Consider the following 16,001-nt stretch of genomic DNA (forward strand, 5'->3'; position numbering starts at 1 on the left):
AGACTACATAATAAAGGGGTAGTAAAGAATGCCTAATAGTCAAAAGGTTCGTCATTCATTATCATCTGCGCAGACTGGTATGTGGTTTGCGCAGCAATTAGATCCACGTAATCCGATTTATAATACTGGAGAATATGTAGAAATAGACGGAAATATTAATCAAGATATTTTTGAATTAGCAGTACGTAAAGTTGTAATGGAAGCAGAAGCGCTGCATGTTCGCTTCGAAGAGGATGAAATTGGTCCATGGCAAGTTATTGAAGAATTACAGTTTCAAATGCGCTTTATTGACGTTCGTAAAGAAGAAAATCCTGAAGAAGCTGCTAAAGTATGGATGAAAAATGATTTATCTATGCCAGTCGATTTGAAAACAGATACATTATTTACTGAAGCACTTATTCAAGTTGAAAATAATCGTTTCTTTTGGTATCAGCGCATCCATCACATTGTGATGGATGGCTATGGATTTTCACTTCTAAGCCAAAAGGTAGCGAAAGAGTATACAACACTTATAGAAGAAACAAATAAGAAAGAGAAGCCATTTGGTTCTCTTTCAAAGATTGTACAAGAAGATATTGAATATCGTGAGTCGAAACAATTTCAGGAAGATCGTACTTTTTGGTTAGAGAAGTTTGCAGATGAACCAGAAGTTGTAAGTTTAGCAGAACGAGCGCCGAGAACAGCAAATGGATTTTTACGAGAAACAGCTTATTTATCCAGTTCTAGCACGAAAACTTTACTAGAAGATATCAATATTTCTTTAACAAGTTGGCCAGAATTTATTGTCGCTGTAACAAGTATTTATATGCATAAGTTAACAGGTGCAAATGATATTGTTTTAGGCTTACCGATGATGGGGCGTCTCGGTTCTGCATCTATTCATACACCGAGTATGGTAATGAATTTAGTACCACTTCGTCTCACTGTAACTCCAAATATAACTATTACGGAATTAGTACAGCAAGTTTCTAAAGAAATTCGAGATGTACGTCGTCATCATAAATACCGTCATGAGGAATTAAGAAGAGACTTAAAGTTACTAGGTGAAAACCAAAGATTATTTGGACCATTAGTGAATGTGATGCCTTTTGATTATGGACTTAATTTTGCTGGGAATCGCGGGATAACACATAATTTATCAGCAGGACCTGTCGATGATTTATCGATAAATGTTTATAAACGTTTCGATGAAAATGAGCTAATGATTCATTTTGATGCGAACCCAGAAGTATATAATGGCGCGGAACTAGCATTGCATAAAGAAAGATTTATGAATGTATTAGAATTAGTGATAAATGATTATGAAAAAGATGCGTCGATTGGAAGCATAAACATTACTCTTCCTGAAGAAAATCAAAAAGTTTTATTCGAATGGAATGAAACTAAAGAAGTTGAAGAGTTAATCTCTTTACCTATATTATTCGAAAAACAAGTACAAAAAAATCCAAATAAAATAGCAGTAACTTGTAACGGAATAAATCTTACGTATAAAGAGCTAAATGAACGAGCGAATGAACTAGCACACTATTTAGTAGAAGAAGGAATAGGGCCAAATCAGTTTGTAGCTTTAGTATTTCCAAGATCAACGGAAATGGTAGTTAGTATGCTAGCAGTTTTAAAGGCTGGTGCAGCGTATTTACCAATAGATCCAGAATATCCAGCCGAGCGAATAAGTTATATAGTAAATGATGCAAAACCAGCTTGTATTATAACGCATTCATCTGTTACATCAACTCTATTTATAGAAAATGATATGAAAAAAATTGAATTAGATCGTGAAGAAACAGAACAAGCGTTAAAAGCATATTCTCATTTGAATATACCATTTAGAAATGATGAATCACTTTTAAACCCAGCTTATACAATTTATACTTCAGGATCAACCGGCAATCCAAAAGGTGTAATTGTTCCTATGAAAGCTTTAAGTAACTTTTTATTGGCTATGGATGATATGTTTTCATTACATGAAAACGATCATTTATTAGCAGTTACAACATTTGCGTTTGATATTTCAGCTCTCGAAATTTATTTACCTCTTATTAGTGGTGCAAGTTTAACAATCGCACAAAAAGAAGTAATTCAAGAACCTTCTGCGTTAACGGCATTGTTACAAAAAGAAAGAGTGACAATTATGCAAGCTACACCGACGCTTTGGCAGGCGTTAGTAACGGAATATCCAGAGAAGCTACAAGGACTAAATGTGCTCGTAGGTGGCGAAGCACTTCCAGCCCATTTAGCAAATACATTAAAAGAATTAGGTTGCTCTATTACAAACTTATATGGACCTACTGAAACGACTATTTGGTCTACTTTTAAGAACATCGACGAAAATGAAATTGGTATACCTTCTATTGGAAAACCGATTTGGAGTACAGATGTATATGTATTAGATGCAGGATTACAACCAGTACCACCTGGAGTAATTGGCGAACTATATATTGCTGGAGAAGGACTTGCGAACGGCTATTTAGGAAAACCAGAGTTAACGGCTGAACGTTTTGTTGCAAATCCTTATGGAGAACGAGGGCAGCGCATGTACCGTACTGGTGATCTTGTAAAATGGCGCAATGATGGTGTGCTAGAATATGTGAGCCGTGCAGATCATCAAATTAAAATTCGTGGTTTCCGAATTGAATTAGCTGAAATTGAAATGGTATTACAACGACATGAAAATGTTAAACAAGCAGTAGTAATGGTACGAGAAGACCGCCCAAATGACAAACGAATCATTGCGTATATCGTTGCCGAAGAGAAGGAAACGATTCATCTTTCCGAAATTCGTTCTTATGTTTCAGAAAGTTTAGCGAATTATATGGTACCATCAGCGTTTGTGTTGTTAGAAGAATTACCATTAACACCAAATGGAAAAGTTGATAGAAAGAAATTACCAGCTCCTGATTTTAATGAAATGAATAAGGAGAGAGTTGCTAGAAATCCGAAAGAAGAAATATTATGTGATTTATTTGCAGAAGTACTTGGTGTTTCTCGTATTAGCATTGATGATAATTTCTTTGAAATGGGAGGCCATTCGCTTCTTGCATCTCGTTTAATGGCAAGAATTCGTGAAACGTTAAGTGTCGAATTAGGAATTGGAAAACTATTCGGATCGCCAACTGTCGCTGAACTAGCGAAGCAACTGGATGGAGCAAAAAGTGCAAGACCAGCTATTCAGAAAGTAAGTAGACCAAGTGAAGTTCCACTTTCATTTGCACAGCGTAGGCTATGGTTCTTAAATTGTTTAGAAGGTCCGAGCCCTACTTATAACATTCCATTAGTCATTCGTTTGTCTGGAAAGTTGAACGAGGAAGCATTGCAAGGTGCTTTTTATGATGTAGTCGAGAAACATGAAACACTGAGAACAATTTTCCCTAACGTATTAGGTAGTTCCTATCAGAAAATTTTAGATATGGAAAATATAAATCTAGAAATGATTAAAACAAAAACATGTAAAAAGGAATTAGAAAGTGTGCTTGCAGAGGCGGTAAGATATAGCTTTAACCTCGATGTTGAACCAGCAGTTCGTTTGCAACTATTTACAGTGAATGAAAACGAACATGTATTGCTAATTCTATTGCACCATATTGTAGGGGATGGCTGGTCATTACAACCGTTAACGAGAGATTTTACAACGTCATATAAAGCGCGATGTAAAGGTGAAAGAGCACAGCTGGAAACACTTCCAGTGCAATACGCAGATTATGCACTTTGGCAACAGCAACTGCTCGGTAATGAAACTACACCAGAAAGTCTTATTTCAACACAATTAGATTTTTGGAAGAAAGAGCTAGAAGGTTTACCAGACAAAATAGAGTTACCTACAGATTACCAGCGTCCAGTTGAAACGAGTTACCGCGGAGAAACAATTCATTTTCATATAGATGCAGGTATGCATAGTAGGTTAGTAGAGCTTGCACGGAAAAACGGAGTTAGTTTGTTTATGGTGTTGCAAGCAGGACTTAGTGCGCTATTTACAAGATTAGGTGCGGGTACGGATATACCAATCGGTAGTCCGATTGCTGGAAGAAACGATGATGCTCTCTCTGACATAGTCGGTTTATTTGTAAATACATTAGTGTTACGTACAAATACATCAGGAGATCCAAGCTTTAAAGAATTATTAAATAGAGTGAAGCAATCAAATCTTACAGCTTACGAAAATCAAGATGTACCATTTGAACGACTCGTTGAAGTGTTAAATCCAGTACGTACTCGAAATAGTCATCCGCTGTTTCAAGTTATGTTTGCTTTCCAAAATACGCCAGAAGCAACCTTTGATGCTCCGGATATAGAAGCGAGCCTTGAAATTCAAAGCGTTGGCTCTGCGAAATTTGATTTAACATTTGAAATTAGCGAGAGTAACGGAGTTGATGGTACTCCAAACGGCTTACACGGATTGTTAGAGTTTAGTACTGATTTGTATAAACGTGAAACGGTGCAAAAATTAATAGAACGATACATTCTATTATTAGATGATGCAGCGGAGAATCCTGATCAATCAATTGGTAGATTAGAAATATTAACGTTAGCAGAGAAAAATACAGTGTTAGAAAAGTGGAATGGTGGTTTTCAAATTGTACCAGAAATGACATTATCACAATTATTTGAAAAGCAGGCTCATATAAATCCAAATGCTATTGCTGTCGTCTTTGAAGATGAAAAGTTAACTTATGAAGAGTTAAATAAAAAAGCGAATAAAATAGCTCGTTTGTTAATAGCAAAAGGAATTGGTCCTGATCAACTCGTTGCTTTAGCAATGCCGAGATCTTTACATATGGTTGTGAGTTTACTTGCGGTTCTTAAAGCAGGAGCAGGTTATCTTCCATTAGATCCAGATTACCCGTCTGATCGTATTTCATTTATGCTCCACGATGCGAAACCATCATGTGTTTTAACAAATTCAAATGTGGAAATTGAATTTGATGAGAAACTAAAAATTTTAGTTGATGATGAAAAAGTAATAAAAGAAATTGAGAAATATAGTGAAGATAATATTGATGAAATGGAGCGTGTGAAGCCGTTAACTCCATCACATGTTGCTTACGTTATTTATACGTCAGGCTCAACAGGTAGACCGAAAGGCGTTATGATACCTCATCAAAACGTAGTAAGACTTTTAGGAGCAACTGATCATTGGTTCCAGTTTGACGCAGACGATGTTTGGACGATGTTCCATTCATACGCTTTTGATTTCTCCGTTTGGGAAATTTGGGGACCTTTATTATATGGAGGGCGTCTAGTCGTAGTACCACATACTGTAAGTCGTTCGCCGAAAGAATTTTTACAACTGCTTGTTAAGGAAAAGGTTACTGTTTTAAACCAAACTCCATCAGCGTTCTATCAATTGATGCAAGCAGATCGTGAAAATGAAGAGATTGGTCAAAAGTTATCGTTACGATATGTTGTTTTTGGAGGAGAAGCACTTGAGCTAAGTCGATTAGAAGATTGGTACAGTCGACATCCTCATAACGCACCAAAACTTATTAATATGTACGGAATTACGGAGACGACTGTACATGTTAGTTATATTGAGTTAGATGAAACAATCGTCTCTTTACGAGCGAATAGTTTAATTGGGTGTAGTATACCTGATCTTAAAGTGTATGTGTTAGACAACTATTTACAACCTGTGCCACCAGGAGTAGTTGGAGAAATGTATGTTGCCGGTGCCGGGCTTGCTCGTGGATATTTAGGAAGGGCAGGTTTAACTGCAGAACGTTTTATTGCAGATCCATTTGGCAAGCCGGGTACAAGAATGTATCGTACTGGAGACTTAGCACGTTGGCGTCAAGATGGGACGCTAGATTATATAGGACGCGCAGATCATCAAATAAAAATTCGCGGATTCCGAATTGAATTAGGGGAAATAGAAGCGGTCATAATGAAACACCCTAAAGTTGAGCAAGTAGCCGTTATTGTACGGGAAGATCAACCAGGGGATAAACGATTAGTTTCTTATATCGTCGCATCAAATAATGAAATGATTGATACGAATGAAATGCGCCAATTTGCTGGAGGTAGTTTACCAGATTATATGCTTCCATACGCTTTTGTAGTAGTAAATGAGTTGCCTTTAACTCCAAACGGTAAATTAGATAGAAAGGCATTACCGGCTCCAGAATTTATCGCATCATCTTCTAATCGTGGACCAAGAACACCGCAAGAAGAAATGTTATGTGACTTATTTACAGAGATTTTAAGTGTACCTCAAATTGGAATTGATGACGGATTCTTTGATTTAGGTGGTCATTCACTTCTTGCAGTGCAGCTTATGAGCCGAATTAAAGAAGCACTTGGAGTGGAATTAAATATCGGAACTTTATTTGCAGCACCAACCGTTGCGGGATTAGCTGAGAGACTTGAAATGGGAAATGGTCAAAGTGCACTTGATGTGTTGCTTCCATTACGATCGGGCGGAGACCAATTACCACTATTTTGTGTACACCCAGCAGGTGGATTAAGTTGGTGCTATGCAGGACTTATGAAATCTTTAGGAACAGATTATCCAATCTACGGTGTCCAAGCACGTGGTATCGCTAAAAATGAAGAGCTTCCAAAAACTTTAGAGGAAATGGCGACGGATTATTTAAAACACGTTCGTAAAGTACAGCCTCACGGACCGTATCGTTTACTCGGCTGGTCGCTCGGAGGAAATGTTGTGCATGCAATGGCAGCGCAACTACAAGATGAAGGGGAAGAAGTAGAATTACTCGTTATGCTAGATTCTTATCCAGGTCACTTCTTACCGAATACGGAAGCACCGACTGAAGAAGAGGCGTTAATCGCATTACTTGCTTTAGGTGGATATGATCCAGATAACATGGATGGCAAACCACTTACGATGGAAAGTGCAGTAGAAATACTTCGTAAAGATGGAAGTGCATTAGCAAGTCTTGAAGAAGAGACAATTTTAAATTTGAAAGAAACGTATGTAAATTCAGTAGGGTTGTTAGGGAAATATGTACCGAAAGTTTATAACGGAGATATTTTATTCTTTAGATCTACTGTTATACCAGACTGGTTTGATCCTATTTCTCCAAATACGTGGCTAAATTATTTAGATGGGCAAATTGTGCAACACGATATTGATTGTAGACATAAAGATTTATGTCAACCAGGACCACTTACAGAAATTGGACAAGTATTAGCGAAATATTTGCAGAATAAGAAAGGGGTAAGTATAGTATGACGAATCCATTTGAAAATGATAATTACACATATAAAGTATTAAAAAATGAGGAGGGCCAGTATTCTCTCTGGCCTGTCTTTCTTGATGTACCTATTGGTTGGAACGTCGTACATAAAGAGGCTAGTAGGAATGATTGTTTACAATATGTTGAAAATAACTGGGAAGATTTGAATCCAAAAAGTAATCAAGTTGGCAAAAAAATATTAGTAGGAAAACGATAATGAAGGCAAAAATAAATCCAAAAGTAGTTGTAAGCATCGTATATATAACAGCGATGTTTATGGCTGCTATGGATGCAACAATTGTGAATGTAGCACTTCAAACGATAAGTAAAGAATTACAAGTACCTCCATCTGCAATGGGGACTGTTAATGTTGGGTATTTGGTTAGCCTAGCTGTTTTCCTTCCAATTTCCGGTTGGTTAGGAGATCGTTTTGGTACGAAAAGGGTATTTTTAATTGCTCTTTTCGTATTTACAACTGCGTCTGCATTATGCGGAGTAGCGAACGATATTACTTCATTGAATATTTTTCGTATTATGCAAGGTGCTGGTGGGGGGCTTTTAACACCAGTTGGGATGGCGATGTTATTTCGAACATTTTCACCAGAGGAAAGGCCGAAAATTTCTCGGTTTATTGTGTTACCAATTGCTGTGGCACCAGCAGTCGGACCAATTATTGGTGGTTTTTTTGTAGATCAAATGTCTTGGCGCTGGGCATTTTATATTAATGTACCGTTCGGAATCGTAGCGTTACTATTCGGTCTACTATTTTTAAAAGAGTATATTGAAAAATCAGCTGGTCGCTTTGATTCTCTCGGTTTTATTCTTTCAGCACCAGGATTTTCGATGCTAATCTATGCACTTAGTCAAGGGCCGTCAAAAGGATGGGTTTCCCCAGAGATTATAAGTACTGGAATAGCTGGGAGTGTATTCATGGCGTTGTTTATCATTGTAGAACTTAGAGTAAAGCAACCGATGTTAGATTTACGCTTATTAAAAGAGCCCGTCTTTAGAAAAATGAGTCTTATTTCATTGTTTTCATCAGCTGGTTTACTAGGAATGTTATTTATTTTTCCGCTTATGTATCAAAATGTAATAGGAGTTTCCGCATTGGAATCAGGTCTTACGACATTCCCGGAGGCGATTGGGTTAATGATATCGTCACAGATTGTACCATGGTCATATAAGAAATTAGGAGCTCGTAAAGTAATTTCTATTGGCTTAATTTGTACGGCAATTATCTTCGTTTTATTAAGTTTTGTAAATCACGATACGAATCCATGGCAAATACGGGCATTATTATTTGGAATAGGTATTTTCTTAGGTCAGTCTGTTGGAGCAGTCCAATTTTCTGCATTTAACAATATTACGCCACCTTCTATGGGGAGAGCGACGACTATATTTAATGTGCAAAATCGATTAGGTTCAGCGATAGGAGTTGCTGTTTTAGCTAGCATATTATCTGGGTTTGGAAGTAATGAAATACAGAATCATACACAGTCAGATTTCTTACCATATCAAGCTGCATTAATTGGATCAGCAATGTTTTTACTCGTAGCATTACTATTTTCTTTACGTATTTCAGATAAAGAGGTAATGTCAAAGAAGAAAGAAAAAATGTTATCCGTATCGAAAAAAACAGAAAGCACTTGTCAATGAATAACAATTGATATTCGTTGTATAAAGGAGAGTTTACATGATAGAAAGTAAAGTTGTAGATTCTATACCAACTCTTAATGAGAATGATTGTCAAATATGGTGGGGAAGAATTTCAGATTTACAATCATGGCATTACAATTTACTAAATGACGTTGAACGAGAGAAAGCAAATTCATATCACCATTCGGCAGATCGTGCACGATTTATAATAGGTTGTGTAATTAGTAGATTAGTTCTTGGAAAGATACTTTCTATGTCGCCAGTTCAAGTACCGATTGATCGAATGTGCCCAGTATGTAAGTTACAACATGGCAGACCACAATTACCAGAAGGCATGCCGTTGTTATCTGTTTCTCATTCGGGTGAGTGGGTTGTTGTTGCATTTACAAAATCTGCACCTGTAGGCGTTGATGTTGAACAAATGAATCCAAATGTAGATGTTATGAAAATGGCAGAGGGTGTATTAACGGACATTGAAATAGCGCAAGTAATGAAATTACCAGATGAACAAAAAATAGAAGGGTTTTTAACATATTGGACTAGAAAAGAAGCAGTACTAAAAGCGACAGGTGAAGGACTAATGATTCCACCAGTGGATATTACTGTATCAGCTCCAAATGAACCTCCAAACTTGTTGGTTTTTAAGGATAGGCAAGAGTTAGTAGAAACTACAATGATGGAAGATATAAGACCAAGTGAAGATTATATGGCTTCTATTGCAATATTTAGTAAAGAAGTAACTGAAATCACACAGTTAGACGCAGTAGCGCTTTTAAATTATAAATAAGTTTAATAAAATATCTTATAGAAGAGGTGTTCCTCATGTTAGTAGCGGAAAATAGAACAAATGAATTCACTTATAATGTACAAGCAATTAAGAGTATTTTATTTTCTAGAGATACATCATCTATTCATGCTTTAGAAAAGCTTTTGAATGATACAGTTCAGTTTGATGTTCTCGAACAAGAGATAATTGATAGACAGTATATCCCGAAAGAAGCAAAGAATTTCTTCGATAAAAACGGAACATTTCTTTACCGTGTATCCAATGTTAGTTATAAAGGAAAAGTATTATCTGAAAATCTCATTTTTGCGGATACTTCGTTTTTACCAAATACAATAAAGAGGGAGTTAGAGAGTGGAAACATTCCAGTTGAAAAACTTATAGAACAGATGGAAGTAAGAAGGAATGTATTATATGAAGGATATCAGCCATCTGGAAATATTATTGAATTGTTTGATGGATGTTCTGTTACAGCAAATGTGTATCCAACTAGAAAATATCAAATTGTAAGTAACTGCAAATGTATGTTTTATATTTGTGAAGTGTATCATGCAGAAAATATAAAGGAATTACTTATTTAAAACAAGAAACCAGCCTATAAAATGGCTGGTTTCTTGTTTATTTCACAGCTTCTTTTAACTCTTTACCTGCTTTAAATGCTGGGACTTTACCAGCAGCGATTTGAATTTCTTCACCAGTTTGTGGGTTACGTCCTGTACGAGCAGATCTTTCGCGCACTTCAAAAGTTCCAAAGCCAATCAATTGAACTTTATCGCCAGATTGTAATGCAGTAGCAATTGTGTCAAAAACAGATTGTACAGCTGCAGAAGCATCCTTTTGAGAAATATCAGCTGATTGTGCTACATTTTTAATTAATTCTGTTTTGTTCATGTTTTCACCTCATAAAAAATTTTTTTGGAATGAATGATTTAGTATAATAGATAGTAAAGATAAAGCTATTTATATTGTTAGCAAGAATGCTATATAGTTATGTTAATTTCGTTGCAAGAAACTGAATCCCTGCTAATAATTAGGGATTAATTAAGAATTGATGCATAGAAATCATTGTAATATGAGGATGAGGGGGAGTATACGGATGATTTTTCGTGAAAAAGATGAGAAAGAAAGTATATTAATTCGTCAACATGATCACGGTTTTTTAGCTGGGGAAATTGCGAAACATATAAAAAAAGATTTTTTTGAAGATGACGCATACTTAAAAGCGGCTATTGATGCAATATATGAGCATGATAGAGGATGGATAGAGCTTGATAAAGTTCCAATTTTGAATGATGCTAAAAATATCCCGTATACATTTATGGATTGTCCTAGCTCATTACGCTTTGTTTTTTATAAGATTGGTTTGAATGAAATTGAAGGCTCTAATCCATATGGAGCATTACTTTGTAGTAAACATTTTTTATCATTTCCATTAAATGAGGAAGACGAAGAGATGATGTCATTTTATACAGGGGAATTGGAACGACAAAAAAGAATTTTGAAAACGCTAACAAATGAACAGTTTGCGATGTTCGACAAACATTATAGATTATTAAAGTTTTGCGATGAACTTTCGTTATACGTATGTATGAATAAACCTGGCGTAGAAAAGGAAAATGAAATTGATTTGTTTAAAAATGGTTTTGAAGGAACAGAAATGTTTAATAACAAAGAAGAAAAACTTATTCAAGCTGAATGGGTGGGCGAGGAAACAATTCGGATTACACCGTTTCCATTTCAAACTGAATTTTATACGTATGTAAAATATAAAACTATAAATAAACGTGAAATTGAAGAAAAAGGAATTGTAAAGGCCGATAGAGAATCAGAAATAAAGAAACAAACCATTCATTTCATACAATAGGGGGGCGATTTTGATTGAAAGAGTACATGTTAAAACAGGTGGATTACCATGCTTGGGCTAATATACGATTATTCAATCGAATAAAAGAATTACCAAGCTATGAGTCTATTTTTAATGAACAGATACAGAGTGTATTTCCATCAATTAAGGATACTTTTGCACATATTTATATAACAGATCAAGTGTGGTTACATATATTGCATGGTAAAAGTATGAATGAAGCAATACAAGACCGAGAAAGTTTACGAACAGAAATCGAAAATAAATCGTTACATGAATTAGAAGAAATGCTTGAAAACATGACAAAACAATATATAGACTTTTTAATTACAATAGAGGACGTGAATGCTGTATTTGTTATCGAGAATCCATATGTAGGGAAATTAGAAACGTCAATTTTAGAGTTAGTACAACATGTCGTAAACCATGGGACATATCATAGGGGAAATATAACAGCGATGATTCGTCAACTTGGTCATTCGTCGACAATGATGGATTTTGTACTGTATTTACATATGGTTAAAAAGCAGGAAGAGTAATATTATTTGTAAGAAGGAGAGGCTTTCATTGTAGAAGTCTCTCCTTCTATTTTATCCTGCATGAATGGTAGATCGACAGATTATAATTTTACTTTATTTCTTAAGAGGCTTTATTTTCTTGTAATTGCTTAGCGTATTGTACAGCCTTAAATGCATTGACTCTACCGTTTTTCCAGTACGTACCTGTACCACTAATTTTATCAGACGTTGATTCAATAATTTGGCGGATTTGTGTATTGCTATATCCTTGATTTGCTAAAAGAGCAGCGACTCCTGCAACGTGAGGTGTTGCCATAGATGTCCCACTTAATGATTGATATGTGCTTCCTTTATATGTGGAATATATATTTGAACCTGGTGCTGCAACATCTACCCAGCTACCATAAGTAGAAAATGAAGATTTTCTATCAGACTGATCTGTAGAAGCAACCGCAATTACTTCGCTGTAATAAGCAGGGTAATTAGCTTTTGTATTTCCAGCATTTCCAGCAGCAGCAACAATGACAGAGCCTTTATTCCATGCATATTGAACAGCTTGTTGTAAAGCAGTCCCACCATTTGGAGCACCTAAGCTTAAACTAATTACTTTTGCACCTGAATCAGCGGCTTCCCTAATTCCTTGCGCTACAGCATCAAGAGTCCCACTTCCTTGATTATCTAATACGCGGACAGCATAAATTGAAGTTTGTGGGGCAACACCAGCAATTCCAACACTATTATTCGTAAGTGCTCCAGTAATCCCAGCGCAATGCGTACCATGACCATTACCATCATCTGATGTATTGTCGTTGTCAACATAATCATGCCCGTTGATTACTTTAGAAGCTAAATCAGGGTGTGAACCTTGAACTCCTGTATCAATAATAGCTACTTTTACACCAGGATCACTTCGTTGACTATCCCAAGCTTGTGGAGCTTGAATCTTTTGCAATCCATATTGATTTTTAAAATATGGGTCGTTCGGAGTCCAAAAGGCGTGAACGTAATAATTTGGTTCTGCATATTCCACATCAGGATTATTTTTATAACTTTTTATTTTTTCTTTAACAGTACCTTTTGAAAATTGAATGACTTCAAAACCTAACTTATCATCTTTAGATAAAACGTTAGCACCAACAGATTTATGAAAAGATTGGACATTACTTAAAGAGGTATTTTGTTTGAACTTAACGATTAATTGGTTAGGGACGTAATCAGTAGATGATGTTTCAGCACTTGAAGTATTTGTGTTAAAAAAGAAACCACCGATAATGAATGATAAAACAGATAGGAAAACAATGATTTTGTTTTTCAAAAGATTTTTCCTCCCTTTTCTTGGATAAGTTTTTCAGCGACACTTTAATGTCGCATTCCTTTTCAACTATATAGTTAGACCATACGATTTATGTCATTTATGTAAAAAACTTTTAGAGGAATAAAAAAGGGGAAAATCGATATAAATATATTTTTAATGATATTTACTGAGTTAGAAAATGAAAAAAGGAATGCTCATTATGTATGAGTCATTCCTTTTTTATAGATTAACTTGCCTGTTTTTTATGCCTACCTTTCAATTTCTCTGCTTGTAAAAAGCGATTTGTTTCAGCTACAACAATACCACTTAATCCAATAAGTCCAATTAAGTTTGGAATCGCCATAAGTCCATTTGCAATATCAGCAAATGTCCATACGATGCCTAGTTTTAAATTCGCACCAATAGCAATCATGACGATAAAAATTGCTTTATAATATTTAACGGCACTTTCTCCAAATAAATAAGCCACGCATTTCTCTCCGTAATACGACCATCCTAAAATAGTAGAGTAGGCAAATAATATGATCGCAATACCGAGAATCATACTACCTGCAGTACCAAATACAGATTGGAAGGCTAATGTGGTAGCTTCAACACCGGTTTTTCCTGACTTCCATGCACCTGTAGTAATTAATACAAGTCCTGTAATGGTACATACAATAAACGTATCTAGAAAAGTACCAGTCATTGAAACTAAAGCTTGTTTTGCAGGTGAATCTGTTTTTGCAGCCGCTGCTGCAATAGGGGCACTTCCTAAACCAGCTTCGTTCGCAAATACACCGCGTGCCATTCCGATTTGGATAGCTGATGCAACTGTCGCACCGATAAAACCGCCAGCAGCTGCAGTACCATTAAATGCACCAGAAAAAATAAGTGAAAATGCTTCTGGAATTTGATCGTAGTGATAGAAAATAATAATAAGACCAGCAATGATATAAAAGAAAGCTTTAATAGGAACGACGTATCCTGTCACTTTCCCGATTTTTTTTACGCCGCCTAAAATAACAATGGCGATTAAAAACGACATTACTATACCAGTTAAAGCAGGAGGGAAAGAGAAATTAATTCGCATTGCCTCTGCAACTGAATTAGATTGCACCATATTTCCGATACCGAAAGAAGCAGTTGTACCGAATATAGCGAATAAAACTGCAAGCCATTTCTTACCTAAACCACGTTCTAAATAGTACATTGGTCCACCTGAATATTCGCCATTTTCATTACTAACACGGTATTTCACCGCAAGAATTGCTTCGGCATACTTTGTTGCCATACCGAACAAAGCAGTAATCCACATCCAAAAGATGGCACCAGGTCCACCGATCGTCACAGCAGTTGCAACACCGGCTATATTTCCCATTCCAATCGTTGCCGCCATAGCTGTCATAAGTGCTTGGAAGTGGCTAATATCTCCAGAGGAAGATGTATCTTCTGATTTTTTAAAAGCTAGTTTGTGAGCGTATAATAGTTTACTAAACTGCAAACCTTTTAAACGCACTGTGAGAATAATACCAGTACCAACGAGTAACAATAACGTTGGTAATCCCCACACATAGTGATTGATTTGTTCTAATACTTTACTTACTGTCTCCATCTTTATTCTCCTTTTTTAGAAAAAATAAAAACCACTTCAAGTAAATGAAATGGTCTCTGGAGAAACAAGGGATAGAAAAATAAACCGATACAAATCGGCATTTTCTTTCGCTTGTCTCTGTCCTTTTACCTGAGAGATTATCCGCTATAGTAGCGGATTTGCTCCTTCGGTGCTCGTTTTCCTCTGCGTTATTTAAAGCGAGAGGGAGTCTCTCCAGAGATTCGTCCCCATGCAGTTCTACTTGTAAACAAGACCTGAGAGTTTCAAAGTCGGTTAACAACTTTTTGCCCCGTCGGTAGATCAATAGACCTTCTCCTGAATGGTTCATCCGAATTATAAAATTAATATCCTATACGAATTGAATGTGTATAGAATCAATAAAAACATTATAGATATAGAATTAGTGAAATGCAATCATTTTTTATTTTAAAATAGTAAAGAATTCTATTTTTTCGAAAGTCCTAATTTCTCTTCAACTTCAGTTAAAGTAGATAAAGCAATGACAATGTGTTGATCCGCAAGGCCTAAAGCATGTTTAGTATTTTCAATTGTTGCACTGTTTAGAGTAGATTTTTTGGCTCCGTCTATAATTAAATCTGCCGCGTTTTTCATAAATTTAGAAGCAGCCTTAAATTCAGTTGTGAAATAAACTAGTTGTTCTTGTATTTGTACTTCTGATATATTTTCTTTAATTTTCAAAGTATCTATTTCGCTCATAATGTTTTCATATTGTTTGGAAACAGCACTCATTGTAACTAATAGTTTATCTCTATCTATTGAATCTCCGCTCGTGTTAATTTCTTTCCAGGCAGGTAACCAATCTTTATCGATGATGTCAGTATAATTATTAGTTAATTCATTAATTTTAGGTTGCAATTTAGTTTTGAATGTTTTTGTATCAGTTGTTTCTACAGTTGCTTTTTCGTTGTTATTTTTAACATTAGAAACGTAGAAAATTGTACCGAAAATGATGAAAATAGAAATAACAACTGTCCATTTAGTAAAAAATAATTTCTGCAATATGTAACGCCTCCAAAATTTTAAAAATTATATTTATAATATATAACAATAATGTTGTTT

Annotated in this window: 10 protein-coding genes, 1 pseudogene and 1 riboswitch; of the genes and pseudogenes, 7 read left to right on the plus strand and 4 right to left on the minus strand. The window is 35.6% G+C overall.

What is annotated here, in order from left to right; all coding sequences use genetic code 11:
- The first annotated feature begins 28 nt into the window (after positions 1 to 28).
- The 5 genes and pseudogenes from dhbF (at position 29) to AC3WVA_RS11590 (ending at position 10,211) form a co-directional block, all read left to right on the plus strand.
- Positions 29 to 7,186 (plus strand): non-ribosomal peptide synthetase DhbF, encoded by a 7,158-nt coding sequence (gene dhbF, locus AC3WVA_RS11570; RefSeq protein ID WP_492321919.1) that lies wholly within the window; start codon positions 29 to 31, stop codon positions 7,184 to 7,186.
- A complete protein-coding gene (locus AC3WVA_RS11575) occupies positions 7,183 to 7,407 on the plus strand; it encodes an MbtH family protein (protein WP_000184072.1) in 225 nt (74 codons plus the stop codon). Before dhbF ends, AC3WVA_RS11575 begins: the two co-directional genes overlap by 4 nt.
- Positions 7,407 to 8,850, plus strand: a pseudogene (locus tag AC3WVA_RS11580) (MDR family MFS transporter). Before AC3WVA_RS11575 ends, AC3WVA_RS11580 begins: the two are co-directional and overlap by 1 nt.
- Positions 8,851 to 8,883: 33 nt before the next feature.
- Positions 8,884 to 9,633: a 4'-phosphopantetheinyl transferase Sfp gene (sfp, locus tag AC3WVA_RS11585; RefSeq protein WP_492321920.1), complete on the plus strand. Its 750-nt coding sequence runs from the start codon at positions 8,884 to 8,886 to the stop codon at positions 9,631 to 9,633.
- A 35-nt stretch (positions 9,634 to 9,668) separates the two neighbouring features.
- Positions 9,669 to 10,211 carry a hypothetical protein gene (locus AC3WVA_RS11590; RefSeq protein WP_048528993.1) on the plus strand — a complete coding sequence of 181 codons (543 nt, stop codon included), beginning with the start codon at positions 9,669 to 9,671 and terminating at the stop codon, positions 10,209 to 10,211.
- Between the two features lie 37 nt (positions 10,212 to 10,248).
- On the opposite strand, the gene AC3WVA_RS11595 is transcribed toward AC3WVA_RS11590, so the two are convergent.
- Entirely contained in the window at positions 10,249 to 10,521 is a 273-nt protein-coding gene (locus AC3WVA_RS11595) for an HU family DNA-binding protein (RefSeq protein ID WP_001043907.1), read from the minus strand.
- Between the two features lie 205 nt (positions 10,522 to 10,726).
- Here AC3WVA_RS11595 and AC3WVA_RS11600 point away from each other — a divergent pair, with 205 nt between their 5' ends.
- Positions 10,727 to 11,494, plus strand: coding sequence for a DUF3891 family protein (locus AC3WVA_RS11600; protein WP_048528994.1), 768 nt, complete (start codon positions 10,727 to 10,729; stop codon positions 11,492 to 11,494).
- A 14-nt stretch (positions 11,495 to 11,508) separates the two neighbouring features.
- Positions 11,509 to 12,033, plus strand: coding sequence for a DinB family protein (locus AC3WVA_RS11605; RefSeq protein ID WP_492321921.1), 525 nt, complete (start codon positions 11,509 to 11,511; stop codon positions 12,031 to 12,033).
- A 100-nt stretch (positions 12,034 to 12,133) separates the two neighbouring features.
- On the opposite strand, the gene AC3WVA_RS11610 is transcribed toward AC3WVA_RS11605, so the two are convergent.
- From AC3WVA_RS11610 to AC3WVA_RS11620, 3 genes are all read right to left on the minus strand, one after another.
- Complete coding sequence (locus AC3WVA_RS11610; RefSeq protein ID WP_071758189.1) at positions 12,134 to 13,327, minus strand: S8 family peptidase; 1,194 nt, start codon at positions 13,325 to 13,327, stop codon at positions 12,134 to 12,136.
- A gap of 226 nt (positions 13,328 to 13,553) precedes the next feature.
- Positions 13,554 to 14,921, minus strand: a complete 1,368-nt coding sequence (locus AC3WVA_RS11615; protein WP_048529000.1) for an alanine/glycine:cation symporter family protein — start codon at positions 14,919 to 14,921, stop codon at positions 13,554 to 13,556.
- A 107-nt stretch (positions 14,922 to 15,028) separates the two neighbouring features.
- A riboswitch (glycine riboswitch) is annotated at positions 15,029 to 15,148 on the minus strand.
- 217 nt (positions 15,149 to 15,365) lie between these two features.
- Complete coding sequence (locus AC3WVA_RS11620) at positions 15,366 to 15,941, minus strand: hypothetical protein (RefSeq protein WP_048529005.1); 576 nt, start codon at positions 15,939 to 15,941, stop codon at positions 15,366 to 15,368.
- Positions 15,942 to 16,001 lie beyond the last annotated feature (60 nt).

The sequence above is a fragment of the Bacillus sp. EB106-04-02-XG92 genome (genome assembly GCF_058791995.1).

Bases quoted from the DNA above. Each gene is read 5' to 3' on its own strand.
- dhbF (WP_492321919.1), top strand. From the start codon at position 29: ATGCCTAATAGTCAAAAGGTTCGTCATTCATTATCATCTGCGCAGACT.
- AC3WVA_RS11575 (WP_000184072.1), top strand. From the start codon at position 7,183: ATGACGAATCCATTTGAAAATGATAATTACACATATAAAGTATTAAAA.
- sfp (WP_492321920.1), top strand. From the start codon at position 8,884: ATGATAGAAAGTAAAGTTGTAGATTCTATACCAACTCTTAATGAGAAT.
- AC3WVA_RS11590 (WP_048528993.1), top strand. From the start codon at position 9,669: ATGTTAGTAGCGGAAAATAGAACAAATGAATTCACTTATAATGTACAA.
- AC3WVA_RS11595 (WP_001043907.1), bottom strand. From the start codon at position 10,521: ATGAACAAAACAGAATTAATTAAAAATGTAGCACAATCAGCTGATATT.
- AC3WVA_RS11600 (WP_048528994.1), top strand. From the start codon at position 10,727: ATGATTTTTCGTGAAAAAGATGAGAAAGAAAGTATATTAATTCGTCAA.
- AC3WVA_RS11615 (WP_048529000.1), bottom strand. From the start codon at position 14,921: ATGGAGACAGTAAGTAAAGTATTAGAACAAATCAATCACTATGTGTGG.